Source organism: Arsenophonus nasoniae, assembly GCF_004768525.1.
Classification (GTDB): Bacteria; Pseudomonadota; Gammaproteobacteria; order Enterobacterales; family Enterobacteriaceae; genus Arsenophonus; species Arsenophonus nasoniae.
On record NZ_CP038613.1, the window covers coordinates 917,189 to 933,598 of the forward strand.

Consider the following 16,410-nt stretch of genomic DNA (forward strand, 5'->3'; position numbering starts at 1 on the left):
TCACAGATACAACACAATTCACTTAATGAAGTAGTTGAAAAATCTTTAAAAGAAGAATTCGTTGAATTACCAGAATATATGGCAGAAACTTTAAAGGAAGCTAACGTATTATCTGATGAACAGGCGTTAGTTTTTTATGAAGACTTGAAGTTACTTCGCACTAATAACAACAAATCAAAAAGTGTGAGAAGCTTGCTAGCAAATGTAAAACCAATAAACAGTGCTACGCAATTATCTTCTTTGCCAACGGGTCGTTTGGTGGTTTTTTATGACTTGGATTATGAATTAAAAAGTATGATGATAAGTTTAGGTGAGGGTAAATTTGTGATTAGCAATGGCGCTAGCATAGGAGTATCCACAGAAAATTCTAATGATATTATTTTGTCTTCTCAATTTGAGAAGATTATTAATGGCAAATTTAATAATGTTAATGTTATTTCAGGTTCAGTTAATGTACAGGGAAGCCGGCAAGAAACTTTACTCGGGAAAGATGCCATTTTCAATTTAGACGGAAATCGATTATTTATTAAAACACAAGGAATACCGTCTAGTGTAAATTATATGGATGGCTCTGAGCTGAGTAATATTATTGAAGGATTAGCAATACAATCTCTTGGTTTTAATAATTGGCAAAAAGTAGAAGTCATTGAATTACAATCTTGTTTTGGGCCATTTGGTAGCATTCCTATTGGTCAAGTGATAGCACATAAATTAAATAAAAAAGTAATAATACACCCATTTTCAGCAGAAAAAGGTTTTGGCGTAACAAATCAACCATTAGCACCAACGCCTAAAATATATGAAGCCGGGGTTTACCTTAGTGAGGATGATTTAAAGCTTGCCAGTGAGCAGAGTTATCTGAATACTTTATTTTGGCAGCAATTATTGTTTTTATTTGAAAACACAAATAAATTGCTCGATATAGCAGAAAGTATTGAACATGTGTTGGAAGATAAAGTACCCCTCTTAATACTGGACTTAGTCAAATTAATTTCCAAAAAAATAACTATTGATAAATTTTTACAATTGCATCCAGAATATTATGGATATAATGGTGAATTAGGTAAATATTTATTCCCTAAAATCGATAGACTATTAAAGATAAAAAAAGTTACTAATGCAGATGAATTTGCTGAACTCATGATTGAATTTCTTTCTTTAAGTAATAACTCTTATACTTTGTTGGATAAATTTATGGGAATAAACATTGAAGCAGTAAAATCATTAAATCAATATTCAATCGAGGGTGATTTCAAAAAATAATTGAAATACTCAGTTTCAATAACTGTACTAGGACGTGGTGCCCGGAGGCGGAATCGAACCACCGACACGAGGATTTTCAATCCTCTGCTCTACCGACTGAGCTATCCGGGCAACAGGGCGTATTAAACCTGATTATAATATTTTCGTCAATTAAAATTATAGCAATACGCTTTCTTATGCTTGTTTTTTCAACAATTTAAGTAGTGCTATATAAAAATTGTTCTAAGCTTTTGCGCCAAGTAGAAATGGTACCCTTTTTATCAGGGTACCAATTTAACTAAGTAAAAAGGTCATTAACGGTATTTTTTCTGCGCATTATTTACTTTAATCAAATAATTACGTGATTGAGCTGCCGGATGTTTAGTCGCTAATGTTTGGTAAACGTCACCCGGTGGCATTTGATTAATAATTTGGGCTGCCAGCTTTTTATCGTTATGGAATACTCTTAAAACACTATCAGCTCCCCCGTTATAGGCGGTGATGATCGCATAGCGACGCGAGGTAGCATTGGTAATTTCATTTAGATAAGTGTTTTGTAACAATGATAAATAGGCGGTCCCTAGATCAATATTTTTGGCCGGATCAAATAAATAATTGCGACTGGGTATGCCTGATTTTCCTTGGGCACGAAAAACGTCTCTACCTGCGGTGTTTGGCATAATCTGCATTAAACCTAAGGCATCAGAGCGACTCACTGCATAAGGATTAAAAGTAGATTCTATTTGCATAATTGCCAGGATCAACGATTCATCAACGCCATATTTTGCCGCTGCCTGGCGGATATACGGTAAATACTTATGAGCACGTTTATCCAGGTGATTTGGCACTAATTGGATGGTAATTGACCAGATGACGTGCAGGCCTGACTGACGTCGCTGTAATTTATTTTCTAATAAATAGTCGGCGAATTTTGTTGCTCGCCATTCCCAACGGATCGGTTGATTTGTGTGATCAAGTACTTGTCCATACAAAAACGGCTCTTTACTGATAGCGATATTATTAATATCAGAGTAGAGATCAATGGAACCTGGATCCTCTCCCATCAATAGGGTAGTAATAATTGCCTTTTTTAAGTATTCCTTCGGTTCTACGCCAGCAATAGTATCAATTGTAATGCGGCCGCTATCAAAATTAATATGGCTACGGGTTTGGTATTGATCCGTATATTTGACGTAATCTTTTGGCCCCGCAATCAGGACTTCGTGAATACCCCAAATATTCTCAATATTATGAGCAAATTGCTGAACTAAAATATCAAATCCATTGGTATCTTTGACATATTCAGGATGAAATGAGATTTCTTTTTTACTGGAGCAAGCCAGCAAAAGTTGGGCAATGAAGATAGGGAGCAGCAGCTTTTTCATATCACATGTCATTCACAGTTTGTCAGATAAAAAGCCATCAGAATGGTCAAGATTCTGATGGGTTGAGCATTATTTCTCGGGTGGGGTATAGCCTTCGATATGAATGTCTTGCCCCTCAAACAAAAATTTTACCATCTCTTGCTCTAGTAATTTTCTGTCTTTAGGATTCATCGTGCTAAGCTTTTTTTCATTGATCAGCATGGTTTGTTTGCTCATCCATTGTCCCCAGGCTTCTTTAGATATTTGATTAAAAATCCGTTTACCTATTTCACCAGGATAAAGCTGAAAATCTAAACCTTCAGCTTCACGTTGTAAAAAAGTACAAAAAATAGTTCTACTCATTAAGTAATCCTCAGAATGGCAAAGTTAATTTTTAAATTGTTTAAGTAAGTTTTCAACCGGTGCTGCTAAGCCTATTTTTATATCTTGCTGTAAGTTATACCAAAGCCCTTTCGTTTCATCCATGCAAGCGGAAAATTGATTAATAGTGACATAAATAGGGATAACGTCTAAATGAAAATGGCTAAAAGTATGACGAAATGTAATAAGTTGTTCTATTTTGTTATATACAATACCTGAATTATCAAGCCACTCATTTAGGGTATTAAGCGTATCAAATTGTGGAAAAATAAATAAGCCTCCCCAAATACCAGAAGGAGGGCGTTTTTCTAACCAAATTGAATTTTCATATTGTAAAATCAAAAACCAGCCACTTTTGACAGGAATTTGTTGTTTAGGTTTTTTGGCAGGAAAATTTTGCCAGCTATGGTTTATAAAAGCATGGCACCCTTTTTGTAACGGACAAAGTTCACATTTAGGTTTACTACGACAACAGATCATAGCACCGAGATCCATCATCGCTTGATTAAAATATTGGACATCATTAGCAGGAGTGACCTGGGTACTGAGAGTCCACAATTGGTTTTCAACTTCTTTTTTACCGGGCCAACCTGCAATGCCGTAGTAACGTGTAAGCACGCGTTTTACGTTACCATCCAAGATTGGGAAATGTTGATTTTGTGATAACGATAAAATAGCGCCTGCGGTAGAGCGTCCGATACCTGGCAGCGAAATAACTTGTTCAAATTTATTAGGGAAATTGCCATCATAGTTTGCCACAATTTGTTGGGCTGCTTTATGTAAATTGCGAGCTCTGGCATAGTAGCCGAGGCCAGTCCATAGATGCAATATTTCATCTTGTGAAGCATTTGCTAAAGAGGTGATGTCAGGGAAATGATTAATAAATTTCTCAAAATAGGGGATCACGGTAGCAACTTGTGTTTGCTGCAACATGACTTCAGATAACCAGACGTGATAGGGTGATTTTTCTTGTTGCCAGGGAAGCGTTTTGCGCCCATAACGATGATACCAGTTAAGTACAGAATGAGAAAATTGCAGTGTATCCATATAAAATGTCTTTACTCTAAACAGTTTTTATAAAAAGCAGGTTTTGATATGAGCAGTGGTATCATTAATAGCCGTTTTGTTGTTAGGAATATATATTTTTACTTTTTAATCAGATATTAGCTTTGATCAGGCTTTTTATTCCGTCAATAAAGTAATGCTTTTTTATCAGCCATTTTCATATTCAACTACTCGTAATATAATTGTCACTATTATGAATAGTATTAATTGGTAAAAATAATCTCAATACTTATGATGAAAAATGTTATTACTCCAGAAGTTAATGAAGAAGGCAAAGTTATACGTCGTGTTCGTAGCTTTGTCCGCCGTCAGGGAAGATTAACTCCTCGTCAGGAAAATGCGCTGCAAATGTTATGGCCTAAGATGGGAGTAGATTTTACCGGTCAGCTGCTATCATTGGATTCACTATTTGGTAATGATGCACCGGTGATCCTGGAAATAGGTTTTGGTATGGGAGCATCATTAGTTACCATGGCAGAACAAAATCCAGCTAAAAATTTTTTGGGCATTGAAGTCCATGCTCCGGGAATTGGTGCCTGTTTGGCTGCAGCCAAACAGGCTAATTTGAGTAATTTACGCGTCATGTGTCATGACGCAATTGAGGTATTGGAGAAAATGTTGCCAAATGATTCGTTAAATATGGTGCAACTTTTTTTCCCCGATCCCTGGCATAAAGTAAGGCATAATAAGCGGCGAATTGTGCAGCAACCTTTTGCGGAGCTTATTTTACATAAATTGAAATTAGGCGGTATATTTCATATGGCAACCGACTGGCAGCCTTATGCCGAGCATATGTTAAATGTTATGCATGAAATCCGGAATTATCGAAATTTGTCAGCAGCAGGCGATTATGTTGAGCGACCCGCTTCGCGACCGATAACTAAATTTGAAAAGCGTGGCCAACAGTTAGGCCATGGTGTATTTGATCTTATGTTTGAGAGGATAAAATAATGTCTAAGCAGCGTAGCCGCCGTTTACGTAAAAAACTACATATAGACGAATTTCAGGAGGTTGGTTTCTCAGTAAATTGGTCTTTTCCTGCTAAAACACCGGTTGATAAGATTGATAGTATGGTTGATACTTTTATTATAGAGCTTATTCAGCCTAATGGTTTAGCGATGGATGCCAGTGGTTATTTAGATTGGGAAGGATTAATCTGTATGGAAAAAACTGGCAAATGTACAGAAGAGCACCGTAAATTAGTCGAAGAATGGTTAAAAAACCAAGGTATGAAGAAGGTGGTTACTTCTGAATTATTTGATATTTGGTGGGATTAATCTGTTTTAAATATTATTAGACAGATTATTGTTACTAAGTATTTTTGGCATCTTTAATTTGTCTAACCTAAGAGTAAGTATAAGTGATTCTTTAATCTATCTATAACGATTGTTTTTTGGTGTAAATAGGGTTGTTAATAGTATTTTATACTGTAAAACTGTTTTTTTAAGGATAATCACTTATTATTTTTTAGTTAATATTAATTAAAGAAAAATAAATTGAATATTTAACAAATTAAAATTATTTTTTATATCTTTAAATTACAAATAATTAATTAGAAAATTGGTAAATATTACGCTATCTTGTTTTTTAATTTCTCATAATAAATAATGATAAAGTTAAATTTATATTAACTCATTGAATAAAAAACTATTTTAATATTTCTATTATTAAGTAATAAATATTGTTTTATTACAATAATATATTTTTAATAATTTTAAATCAATCAAAATGTTATATGCCATTCTATCCACTATACATGTATAAAAATATTAATATTTTTTCAAATAGTTAACTATAGCCAGCTTATAATATTAGTTAAAATAAATATTAACTTAGTATTCAATTGATTATCTATTTTATGTAGTGTTCATGGTTAGGAATCTCAATCAATACAGTAAGGCATTAATAGAGGTGTTTTGAACTCAATATTTCTATTAAATTCTGACAGTTTTCTCGTTGATTAACCATGAGAACAGTAATTCGGTTAAATTATCATCTAAAAGCCTAATAATAGGCACACTGCTCCTAGGCTGCGGTTTGTAACCATCGTTTTTTGACCATTTTATCCCGCCTTTCTGACAGTAAAGTGACGGCGTGTATTCCTTTTTCCGCACTCATAAACCGCAATCGGTTTCCACATAAAATACATTGGTACGGGTCAGTGTCAACGATCACCGAAAACTGATCCACTTTTTATCTAAATCCGATCAATCAAAATTGATCCACTGTTTTACTCAGTTATTGCTCCTGAGCGCCGCTTATCTTTCAATCGGTAGCTTTCACCGCTTAATTGCAGTACATGCGAATGATGAAGTAAACGATCAAGCATAGCGGCAGTTAATGTTGCGTCATCAGCAAAAGCACTTGGCCATTGCCCAAATGATAGGTTACTCGTCAATATGACACTGCCATGCTCATAACGCTTGGCAATCACATTGAAAAACAGGTTTGCTTCTTCTCGCCCAAACGGTAGGTATCCAATCTCATCGATAATCAACAACTTCGGGGCCATCACCGAACGTGATAGATATTGTTTGAGCTTATTTTGTCGTTTGGCAGTTGAGAGTTGCAACATCAGTTCAGCTGCCGTGGTAAAGCGGGTTTTCTTCTTGGCCTGTACTGCTTTTAATCCTAACCCAATAGCTAAATGCGTTTTGCCTACACCGCTTGGGCCAAGCAACACGACATTTTCATTACGTTCAATAAACGTTAATGCGCTTAATTCCTGTATGTGTTGTTTGGGGATCCCCGTTGCAAACTTAAAATCGAACGTATTAAGTTCTTTATGTGCTGGGAATCCTGCCATCCGACTCAAAAGATTACGAGTTCGTTCATCTCGTTGTTGTTGCTCACATTTTAACAGGGACAGTAAAAACTCTCCGTAGCTTTTGTCTTGGGCAATGCATTTTTCGGCAAGTGATGACCAATGAGTCGGAATAGAATTTAATTTCAATGACTCACACAGGTGTTCAATTTGTTCATGCAATAACATGTTCACCTCCCAGTAATGCTTCGTATACGCTGATTGAGTGTTGCAAACTGACAGATTCAAGGGGCGGTACGATAGGGATATTAAGCGTATTAGTCTGTGGGATAGATTGGCAAACCCTTGCTGGTAAGGGTAGAAGAGACTTAACTTCCTTAGCTAATCTATCTGCTGGCTTCTCTAACGTTGTTCCATGAATTCGCTGATGGGCAACGCGTTGTAACCATGGACCCACTTTTGCATTAGCTATTTCAATATCCAGTTCAAGATTATGAGCACGAAGGTCGGTGTTTAATGGCACGATAAAGCTGTTTTTTTTAAATAGTGGTTAAAGCGCTCTACTTTCCCTTTCGTTTTTTGCCCTGTAGGGCTTGCAAGCCTTCAATTTAAACCCGTAATCTTTCGACATTTGAAGCATTTCGACATGTAATTTATGATCACCTTCTGCATAAGCATCCCGTTCGATGATGAGGGATTTTGCGTTATCACACAATACTTCCTGTGGTACACCACCAAAGTAGTCGAAAGCTTCTCTTAAACCTTGCTGCCACGATTCTGCTCGTTCATTATCAAAGAACTTTACATAACTCGCACGCGAATAGCCTAGCGTTGCAACAAACGCTTTCAGCGATTTTTTACCTCGCCGGATGCTGGTGAAGTCGATTTGCATTTGTTGACCTGGCTGTGTTTCAAAACGGACGACTACTTCGGGAACAATGCTTGGTTTAAATTGACAAACAAATCGGCGTAATTGAGCAATACCACCTTGATAGCCGTTTTCAACTACCTCATCAAATAAGACTGTTGCAGGGATCCAATCAGGTTTAGCCAGTTCAATTCGCTGAAGCAAATAAGGTTTAAAGGGGGATAATTTAGTCGGTTGTTGACTTCTTTTAGCATAAGTTGGCATTGTCTGTTGTTGTAAATGATGTTTTACGGTGTTACGGGATATACCCAACTCACTGGCAATTTTTCGAAGGCTTTGTCCTTGTGCAAAGCGAACATGAATATCCACAAATATCTCCTTGGTTAACATAAATTATCCGTACAAAAATGTGCGAATAATACCAAGTGGATCAGTTTTAGATGATCGTTAGTGGATCAGTTTTGCATGATCGGTGACATCAGTATTTAAAAAACCTTTGATAAGGGCCCCAAACCCAGGTTTTTCAGGCACATTAGGAGATATCATGTCTAACGCCTCATACACCTTCGGTAATAAGCACCCGCGTTTGCGATTGGCTAAAAAACCGTAATAACGGATCATCTTAAAATGTCGCGCAGGGATATGACTGACATAACGCCGTATCATTTCTTCTTGGGATAAGGTCTGTCGTCTGTATTGTTGGCTGTGGTGGTCATAGTAATGATGAACCACGGTGCCGCCGCTGTAGTGTTTCAATTGAGAAGCGGAGATAGGGGGACGTTTAAGATAACGGCCCAGATATTTCACATTATGCCAGGCCCCGCGTGTCTTTTTGGCAAAATGTACTTTCCAATAACGTTGAAACTGGGCATTGAGGTAACGGCACCAGGTCTGATAATTGCGAATGTGCCCGAAGCCAGGCAATTTATTGGGTTGTAACTGAAAATAGTTATCCCTAAGGAGTCGAATGACCGCACTGCGCCAGACCTTTTCAACGTCTTTCTTTTTAAAGAAAATCGGTTTCCAGGTGTCATATTGAGTGAGTCCCCCACGCGTGACGGATAAATGAATATGCGGATGTTGATTGAGTTGGCGACCGTAAGTATGCAGCGCACAAAAAATGCCAATTTCGAGGCCTTGGCGCTTGGCGTGTTTGAGCATGGCGCGGGTTGCACAGCGAAAGAGTTGGTTGAGCAAGCACCAGTTATTGTTAAAAAAAGGCCAAAGCAGGTGAGGCATAGTGAGGGTAATATGTTGCCATTCGCAATCCGGCAAAATATGGCGCTGCTGGGCAATCCACTGTTCGGTGCCTTTGAGGCCACACGCACTGCAGGCTTTGGATTTACAGGTTTGACAAAAGAAGCGTGAATGAGAGCATTCAGGTGAAGAACAGCAATAACGGCGAACGCCCATAGCGCAGGTGCTGCAGGCGAGCATCTTTTCGACAGAGAGTAGTTGCCATTCATCTACGTGATTATTTTCGATGAAAAGGTTCCATCCGTCATCGTATTGAAATAGCAGTTTTGCAGGTCTGGGGATGTACATAGAGCAGAGTATAAAAGACGAGAAGGGAATTGCCTAGAAATAGAGCGCCTTTGCCGCGATGCTCACGCCAAAGGCGTGCTTATGTTCATTAAATTGATTAATTAATTTTAATGATGCTTAATGTTGGGTGCTTATATGTTATATTATAAGTTAAAATTTTATTATGTTTTTATATTATAGTTAATGTTAAATGTTTTTTTTGTCATTAACTTAACTAAGTGATATTTTACAGTATAATAAACACTTGATAATTATGAGTTTTGAAATTAATTAAATTTTTTAATCATCAATTGGTTGAATTTTAAGCATAAAGAGAAAATAGATAAAAATTAACCTAATAAATAGATTATATTTTTATCATGGTAATTTATAGGAAATAAAAATAATATCGGATAGTATTAAGACATGAAAACTTTAAACACAACGCTTTCTAATACATTACTCATAGATATTTTACAGCAAGTTCGTGCTCTAATTGGACAAGGAAAAGTAGCAAATTATATCCCAGCGTTAGCAGAAGTAGCGAATCACCATTTGGCTATGGCTGTTTGTACTATTGAAGGAGAAATATTTTCGGCCGGTGATGCATATGAGCGTTTTTCTATTCAGTCAATTTCAAAAGTACTTGGCCTTACCCTAGCCATGACCCGTTACAGGGAAGATGAAATTTGGTGTCGGGTTGGCAAGGAACCATCAGGATTACCGTTTAATTCATTGGTACAGTTAGAAATGGAAAAGGGCATACCGAGGAATCCTTTTATTAATGCCGGGGCGATTATTATCACAGATATGTTGCAGTTTCGATTTAGCACGCCCAAGCAACGAATGCTGGAATTTGTCCGTTCACTTACCGGTCAATCGGATATTGGTTACGATAACCAAGTGGCGCGCTCGGAAATGGAGCATGCGAATCGTAATGCAGCGATTGCCTATTTAATGAAATCTTTTGGTAATTTTAAGAGTGATGTTTTAGCAGTATTAGAAACTTATTTTCATTATTGTTCGCTAAGCATGAATTGTGTGGAATTGGCCCAATGTTTTAATTATTTAGCTAATAATGGAAGATTATTGAATAATGATCAGATCATCACACCAATCCAAGCCCGACAAATTAATGCCCTTATGATGACTTGTGGTATGTATGATGGTTCTGGTGAATTTGCTTTTCGTATCGGTATGCCGGGTAAATCAGGTGTTGGTGGTGGCATCATTTGTGTTGTGCCTAATGCTTTTACCGTAGCGGTATGGTCACCTGAATTGAATAAATCAGGGAACTCTTTGGCTGGTTGCGCTGCCTTAGAGTTATTATCCCAACGGATAGGCCGCTCTGTTTTTTAGTATATGGCAATATAAAGCAGCGGGTTACAGGAGAAGATATGTTACGTATTTTACTAATTATTTGTACATTACTGATGGCAACTTTTGCTGTGGCTGAAGGGCATCAATGTTCTACAAAGCTTAAGGATGACATTATTATTACCAAACAGCATATCCAGGTGAAAGGTGCCAGTGGTAATTTACAGATCACACCTGATGGTGGCGTTAGATTGAATGATAAAGTAATACCATTAACCGCGAAGCAGAGACTACAAGCTATTGATTATCAAACAGAGGTGCGTAAGGAGTTGCCGTGGATAAGACAGCATACAGCGCAAAAATTAGCTGAAGCTAAGCAAATACTCGATAAGCTGGTTGTTCGGGTGATGGGACAAGACAGTCAAGTGAGAAATCGCTTAAATGTGCTAAAACAGAATTTGAATAAGCAGATAGATAAGGTTATCGAACAACGCGCTGATAGTCTAATCTTTCATCATCAGAGGTTAAAAACGATTGAAGCTGATAGCCGTGTTTTACTCAATGAAAGTTTAGGTGGAATATTGCAAGATAGTATTAATGAAATGGGACGTAGACAATTATTAACAGGTAATGATGCAAATCAGTCGCTACAAAATTTGCTGGGTGGGTTAAGCGGTTTACAGCAGGATTTAGAATTAGAATGGAAAAAACAGGAAGATAATTTTCGCCAGTTTGGTCAACAGGTTTGTCGAAAGATTGCCCATATTGAGCAGCTTCGTATTGATCTATTAAATAATTTGAAATAGTTTTTTAAGCTCTCATCTATTTCAACCATACAATTTAACCCCGTCATGATTAAATTGAGGGCGTAATTTAATCGCGATTTATGCTAATCAAATAGAATTTAATCTGGTTTTTACCTGTTATTGTTGCAGGTTTTAGTCAGGTTAAATTTGCCGCAAATTTTTCTTGCTAGATTTCAATCAAGTTCTTTAATGAGAAAAGAGTAAATTTACTAGCTTGTTCATTACACCATGAAACATTAACTATCTGATAAAAATCAGGCTATACCCTGATATCTCTATTCTATTAAATGAAATAATTTATTAAAGATAGTAACACTTATCGTTAAATAGACTGTTTTTGTTAGTGCTTAATGTCAATAAAAAAGACATCACTAAGTATGAAACTTAATTGATAAGCCTGTTATAGGAAATAAATGACTAAAAAAGTTTGGCTTTGATAGGAGCACAATTCATGTCTACCATATTAAACCTAGGTCATAATCACAATTATAACTTTAATGAAAGTCGCCTTAATCGTGTTATGAATGCAGAAACTTTGGCTGAAGCACAATATATGGGATTATGGGATCGGATTAAAGATTTTTTTCAAGGTGGTGTGAAGCGGCAAGCAATAGAGGCATTGTTTGATCAAATTAATCAACCAGCACGCCATGATGCATCACCGAATAAACAACTAGAGAAATTTGAACGATTGATTGATTTAGCCAAATCAGAACAACAAACAAAGTTTACTGTTGAGGTTAATCCCCCTAATCAAGCTAGAGAATGGAGTTTTCAATTCAAGATTGGCCAATACAATATATATCAATCCAATATGATCCCTGATCAGGCAGAAACCTCCTATGATAGTTTTTGCTCAGTTAAAACAGAGATGGAACATCGTCAATTTATAAGACAAAATGCCGAGTTATTGGAACAGGTTAACGATTTTTTTCAAGATGAAATGAAGTCGCAGGCATTAGAAAAATTATTTCAAATTTATCATCCATCATCCATCATCCATCATCCATCATCCATCATCCATCATCGGATGATATTGCACTAAATGAACGATTACAGAAATTTGAACAGTTAATTCAGTTTGCTAAACCTAAACAACGATTTGATTTTACGGTTAACATTAATCCCCCAAATGAAGATCAACAATGGAGCTATCAATTCAAGATTGGACAACACAATATTTATCAATCCGACGCTGTGATTGACAAGCCAGAAACTTCTTATAGCCAATTTTGTGTCGCTAGTGCAAATCTAGCATTTAATCGGTTTATATTAGCTTCTTCTCCAGATATTTTTACCCTCGAACATTGTATTGGTACTGTTATTGAATGTGCAGTTGATGGTAAAGAAAAACAACAGCAACTCGCGAACAGTTTAGAGGATACTAATTATAGCTGTAAAAATTTACTTGCAATTGAAGATATCCCTAATCCTGAACCAGATTCTATATCGAGAGAATTTGTTGCACATTTTAAGACTGGTGATTTAGTTTTTTCCAATAGAACTGTAACGTTAGGTGAATTGAGAGGGGAAGGTTTAAAACAGGCATTGCAAAATAAAGATTATAATAATTTGTACGAGCTTTTTTCATCCGTATACCGCACTGAACAGGATCCTATGTTACGTAATATTGCACATGTGATTGCAATGGATCTCATTCAGTCGCTGACCCAAGCTGATTACAACTTACAGGATCCGCAAATTGCGCAAGCGCTACATAAGCAGACGATTTCCGACACTGGGCTAACATTGGGTATACTATTGGGTATTCCTCAACCTAATATCAATGATACAGATAACAGGCATAGAAATATTATATTAGAAAAGAAAGTATAATTTATCAGTGCTGTGGAATAATGTACTGTTATTTACATCCCACGTTATATGGGATGTAAATGACTTTATAGAAATAAGGTTAACAAGGAATTAAGAAATAATTTGCCTTGCTCGGTGATTTGCCAGTGCGATTTTGTCTCTGTGATATAACCTTGCTCCAAGGCTTTATCAAGTTGATGGCGAATGACATTCTCCGCTAATCCGGTGTAATCAATAAATTCCTGTCTTGCTACTCCTTCAAGTAGGCGAAAGCGATTCATAAAAAATTCAAAAGGCCTATCTGATTGGTTTACCCCTTGTTGTTGATAGAGATATTGACCTGTCATATAGCCACGGGGATGTTTTGTTTTCATTGTTCGCAAAATACGGCCATCGGCAAAAGAAATTTTTCCATGTGCCCCACAGCCAATACCTAAATAATCGCCAAAGCGCCAATAATTTAAATTGTGCTGACACTGATAGCCCGGCTTGGCATAACCAGATATTTCATATTGTTGATATCCGGCTTTATTAAGTAGCTGATGCCCTTGAGAGAAAATATCCCATAGTGCATCATCATTAGGGAGTATCGGTGGGCAGGAGCCAAAATGGGTATTCGGTTCAATCGTTAATTGATACCAAGAAATATGGGGCGGAGATAAGTCAATTGCTTGTTGTAGATCAGAAAGGGCTTGTTCAAGTGTCTGATCAGGTAAGCCATGCATCAGATCAAGATTAAAACTACGTAAATTTAATGCTGATGCCAGAGAAGCGGCTTGGATAGCTTCTTCGGGGCCATGTATTCTGCCTAGTTTGGTGAGTTTATCGGCCGCAAAACTTTGTACTCCAATAGAAATCCGATTAATGCCCGCTTGTTGATATTGGCTAAAACGATCAGCCTCAACGGTGCCAGGATTTGCCTCCATGGTAATTTCGGCATCAGATGCTAATAATAATCTTTGACGTATACCATCAAGCAAAGATTGCATCGCCTTAGCGTCGAGTAGACTGGGGGTACCTCCACCAATAAAAATACTATTAACTTGACGGCCCTTTATTTGTGCAAGGTCAGCTTGCAGATCAGTTAGAAGATGTGTGACATATTCTTGTTGGGGTAGCTCACCTTTTAGTGCATGTGAATTAAAATCACAATAAGGACATTTTTGCACACACCAAGGGATATGAACATACAGACTCAATGGAGGTAATTTAAGCATTAGTTAAAGATCCTAATAACATTCTTAATGCTTGCCCACGATGAGAGAGTGCATTTTTTTGTGCTTTGGTTAATTGCGCTGCGGTAAGTTTTAATTTGGTGTCATAAAAAATCGGATCATAACCAAAACCGTTGCTACCTTTGGGTTCATGGGTTAGCACACCTTGCCATATACCGTGACATATAATCGGTGTTGGATCGGCAAAATGGCGGAGATAAACCAGTACACAATTGAATTGAGCTTGACGTTGGTTATCCGGAATATCTTTCATGACGGATAATAGTTTATGCAAATTTTCTTCGTCCGAGGCATTTTCACCCGCAAAGCGAGCTGAATAGATACCAGGCGCCCCATTTAGCGCATTAACCGAAAGGCCTGAATCATCGGCAATGGCTGCTAAACCAGAGACTTTTGCTGCGTTACGTGCTTTTAATATCGCATTTTCAATAAAAGTTAACCCAGTTTCCTCAATCGCCCTAATCGCTAACTCAGTTTGAGCAATAATATTTAAGTTACACTCTTTTAATAGTTCAGAAAATTCACATACCTTGCCGGCATTACCCGTTGCTAATACCACTTTTTGCATCAAGTTTGTTCACCCTTACATCAAATAGCCAACTGAAAAAGTATGCTGGTAATAGTCGGATCAATAAATAGCAGGATATCCAAACGTAGATAATTTAATGCGATCAAGATCAGCATTACTATCATGGCTGAAAAATCTAATCCACCCATAGCAGGAATGATTCGACGAATAGGTGACATCAAAGGTTCGGTTAATTGCATAAGCATATAATCAATAGGATTGCGGCCTTGGCTTATCCAGCTAAGAATAGCTCGAATCAAAATCAGCCAAAAAATTAACTTGCCAACATAGGTTAATAATTGGATAAAGCTAATAGGTAGTAGCGTTATGCTGATTAAAGCAAGCGTATTAGTTGCCCACATGAAAAAAAGAATATTGGCTACGGTGAGGATATAGGCGACTAATAAAGTTGCTGTATCAATCGCACCGACGGCAGGAATCAAGCGACGCAAGGGGCCTACTATCGGTTGAGTAACTTTGACCACAAATTGAGAGAATGGATTGTAGAAATCTGCTCTGACCCATTGCATCCACACGCGGAGTAATAAAATAATAATGTATAGTTGAATAATAGTTGGTACGATAAAAGTTAAAAATTGCATTTAATTATCCTGAAAGATCAAAATTGTTTTTCCATTTCTTCAGCGCGACGGATTGCGGCACGCATGGCGTTGGTAACAATTTGAGGTAAATTAGCTTGATAAAACTGCTCTAAGGCTTTAGCTGTAGTCCCGCCCTTAGAGGTTACTTGTTCTCTTAGTGTCGCAAAAGAAAGATCTGATTTGCTAGCCGCCAGGGCAGCAGAACCTTGGGCGGTATATAAAACCAGCTCTCTTGCTGTTTTACTATCAAAACCAAGTCGTTCAGCCTCCTGTTGCATTGATTCCATAAATAGGAAAAAGTAAGCGGGTGCACTACCAGTAACGGCAATAATATCATTAATTGTCGCTTCGTTAGTCAGCCAGAAAACTTTACCAACACTTGCCATTAGTTCTGTAGCAAAGGTTTTATCATCCTCTGATACACAATCCATCGCATACAATCCACTAACACCTTGGCCAACCAATGATGGTGTGTTTGGCATAACACGCACCAAATTTATGTTAGGTGCGAGATATTGTTGGTAACGTTTCACCGGAATTCCTGCGGCAATTGTCAAAACCAGTTTATTGGCAAAATTAACCTGTTCTTTTAGTGGTTGACAGACAGTTTCCATAATCTGAGGCTTAACAGCAAGAATAATAACATCTGCATGCTTGCTTGCATCACTGTTATCACTTTTTCCGTTTATACCATATTTTTTTACCAGAAGATCACGATTTGTAGCCGTGGGAGAACATGCTGTAATGTAATTTGCCGGATAACCAGCTGAAATTAATCCTGTAATAATCGCATGAGCCATATTCCCAGCGCCGATAAAGGTAATTTTTCGCTGTTGCATTATATTGCTCCTTTTACTGA

At 37.3% G+C, this 16,410-nt stretch carries 15 protein-coding genes, 1 tRNA gene and 3 pseudogenes; 7 read left to right on the plus strand and 12 right to left on the minus strand.

What is annotated here, in order from left to right; genetic code table 11:
- Positions 1 to 78: 78 nt before the first annotated feature.
- Positions 79 to 1,263: a hypothetical protein gene (locus tag ArsFIN_RS04320; RefSeq protein ID WP_026823829.1), complete on the plus strand. Its 1,185-nt coding sequence runs from the start codon at positions 79 to 81 to the stop codon at positions 1,261 to 1,263.
- Between the two features lie 35 nt (positions 1,264 to 1,298).
- On the opposite strand, the gene ArsFIN_RS04325 is transcribed toward ArsFIN_RS04320, so the two are convergent.
- From ArsFIN_RS04325 to mutY, 4 genes are all read right to left on the minus strand, one after another.
- A tRNA-Phe gene (locus tag ArsFIN_RS04325) sits at positions 1,299 to 1,374 on the minus strand.
- 182 nt (positions 1,375 to 1,556) lie between these two features.
- The gene (gene mltC, locus ArsFIN_RS04330) at positions 1,557 to 2,627 is read right to left on the minus strand and encodes a membrane-bound lytic murein transglycosylase MltC (protein WP_026823828.1); all 1,071 of its coding nucleotides are present in this window, start codon (positions 2,625 to 2,627) and stop codon (positions 1,557 to 1,559) included.
- A gap of 69 nt (positions 2,628 to 2,696) precedes the next feature.
- A complete protein-coding gene (locus ArsFIN_RS04335; RefSeq protein ID WP_026823827.1) occupies positions 2,697 to 2,969 on the minus strand; it encodes an oxidative damage protection protein in 273 nt (90 codons plus the stop codon).
- 24 nt (positions 2,970 to 2,993) lie between these two features.
- Entirely contained in the window at positions 2,994 to 4,034 is a 1,041-nt protein-coding gene (gene mutY / locus ArsFIN_RS04340) for an A/G-specific adenine glycosylase (protein WP_026823826.1), read from the minus strand.
- Between the two features lie 249 nt (positions 4,035 to 4,283).
- On the opposite strand from mutY, the gene trmB reads away from it, so the two are divergent.
- A complete protein-coding gene (gene trmB / locus ArsFIN_RS04345) occupies positions 4,284 to 5,003 on the plus strand; it encodes a tRNA (guanosine(46)-N7)-methyltransferase TrmB (protein WP_026823825.1) in 720 nt (239 codons plus the stop codon).
- Complete coding sequence (locus ArsFIN_RS04350; RefSeq protein ID WP_026823824.1) at positions 5,003 to 5,329, plus strand: YggL family protein; 327 nt, start codon at positions 5,003 to 5,005, stop codon at positions 5,327 to 5,329. Before trmB ends, ArsFIN_RS04350 begins: the two co-directional genes overlap by 1 nt.
- A 748-nt stretch (positions 5,330 to 6,077) precedes the next feature.
- On the opposite strand, the pseudogene ArsFIN_RS26195 reads toward ArsFIN_RS04350, so the two are convergent.
- The 4 genes and pseudogenes from ArsFIN_RS26195 to ArsFIN_RS04365 form a co-directional block, all read right to left on the minus strand.
- A pseudogene (locus tag ArsFIN_RS26195) lies at positions 6,078 to 6,215 on the minus strand (IS91 family transposase); the annotation flags it as partial.
- A 67-nt stretch (positions 6,216 to 6,282) separates the two neighbouring features.
- Positions 6,283 to 7,044 (minus strand): IS21-like element helper ATPase IstB, encoded by a 762-nt coding sequence (istB, locus tag ArsFIN_RS04355; protein WP_135677409.1) that lies wholly within the window; start codon positions 7,042 to 7,044, stop codon positions 6,283 to 6,285.
- A pseudogene (gene istA / locus ArsFIN_RS04360) lies at positions 7,031 to 8,074 on the minus strand (IS21 family transposase). The gene istB and the pseudogene istA overlap by 14 nt, the downstream one beginning before the upstream one ends.
- Positions 8,075 to 8,161: 87 nt before the next feature.
- Positions 8,162 to 9,229, minus strand: a pseudogene (locus ArsFIN_RS04365) (IS91 family transposase); the annotation flags it as partial.
- Positions 9,230 to 9,634: 405 nt separating this feature from the next.
- Here ArsFIN_RS04365 and glsB point away from each other — a divergent pair.
- From glsB to ArsFIN_RS04385, 4 genes are all read left to right on the plus strand, one after another.
- Positions 9,635 to 10,567, plus strand: a complete 933-nt coding sequence (glsB, locus tag ArsFIN_RS04370; protein WP_026823046.1) for a glutaminase B — start codon at positions 9,635 to 9,637, stop codon at positions 10,565 to 10,567.
- A 38-nt stretch (positions 10,568 to 10,605) separates the two neighbouring features.
- Complete coding sequence (locus ArsFIN_RS04375) at positions 10,606 to 11,331, plus strand: DUF2884 family protein (protein WP_026823045.1); 726 nt, start codon at positions 10,606 to 10,608, stop codon at positions 11,329 to 11,331.
- 451 nt (positions 11,332 to 11,782) lie between these two features.
- Positions 11,783 to 12,376, plus strand: a complete 594-nt coding sequence (locus ArsFIN_RS04380; RefSeq protein ID WP_026823044.1) for a hypothetical protein — start codon at positions 11,783 to 11,785, stop codon at positions 12,374 to 12,376.
- A 152-nt stretch (positions 12,377 to 12,528) separates the two neighbouring features.
- Positions 12,529 to 13,167 (plus strand): hypothetical protein, encoded by a 639-nt coding sequence (locus ArsFIN_RS04385; protein WP_026823043.1) that lies wholly within the window; start codon positions 12,529 to 12,531, stop codon positions 13,165 to 13,167.
- Between the two features lie 65 nt (positions 13,168 to 13,232).
- Here the strand turns inward: ArsFIN_RS04385 and hemW are convergent, their stop codons facing one another.
- From hemW to proC, 4 genes are read right to left on the minus strand one after another with little or no spacing between them, the layout of a single operon-like run.
- A complete protein-coding gene (gene hemW, locus ArsFIN_RS04390) occupies positions 13,233 to 14,363 on the minus strand; it encodes a radical SAM family heme chaperone HemW (protein ID WP_026823042.1) in 1,131 nt (376 codons plus the stop codon).
- Positions 14,356 to 14,949, minus strand: a complete 594-nt coding sequence (gene rdgB, locus ArsFIN_RS04395; RefSeq protein WP_026823041.1) for an RdgB/HAM1 family non-canonical purine NTP pyrophosphatase — start codon at positions 14,947 to 14,949, stop codon at positions 14,356 to 14,358. The genes hemW and rdgB overlap by 8 nt, the downstream gene beginning before the upstream one ends.
- A gap of 20 nt (positions 14,950 to 14,969) precedes the next feature.
- Positions 14,970 to 15,551, minus strand: a complete 582-nt coding sequence (locus ArsFIN_RS04400; RefSeq protein ID WP_026823040.1) for a YggT family protein — start codon at positions 15,549 to 15,551, stop codon at positions 14,970 to 14,972.
- Between the two features lie 17 nt (positions 15,552 to 15,568).
- The gene (proC, locus tag ArsFIN_RS04405; RefSeq protein WP_026823039.1) at positions 15,569 to 16,390 is read right to left on the minus strand and encodes a pyrroline-5-carboxylate reductase; all 822 of its coding nucleotides are present in this window, start codon (positions 16,388 to 16,390) and stop codon (positions 15,569 to 15,571) included.
- Positions 16,391 to 16,410 lie beyond the last annotated feature (20 nt).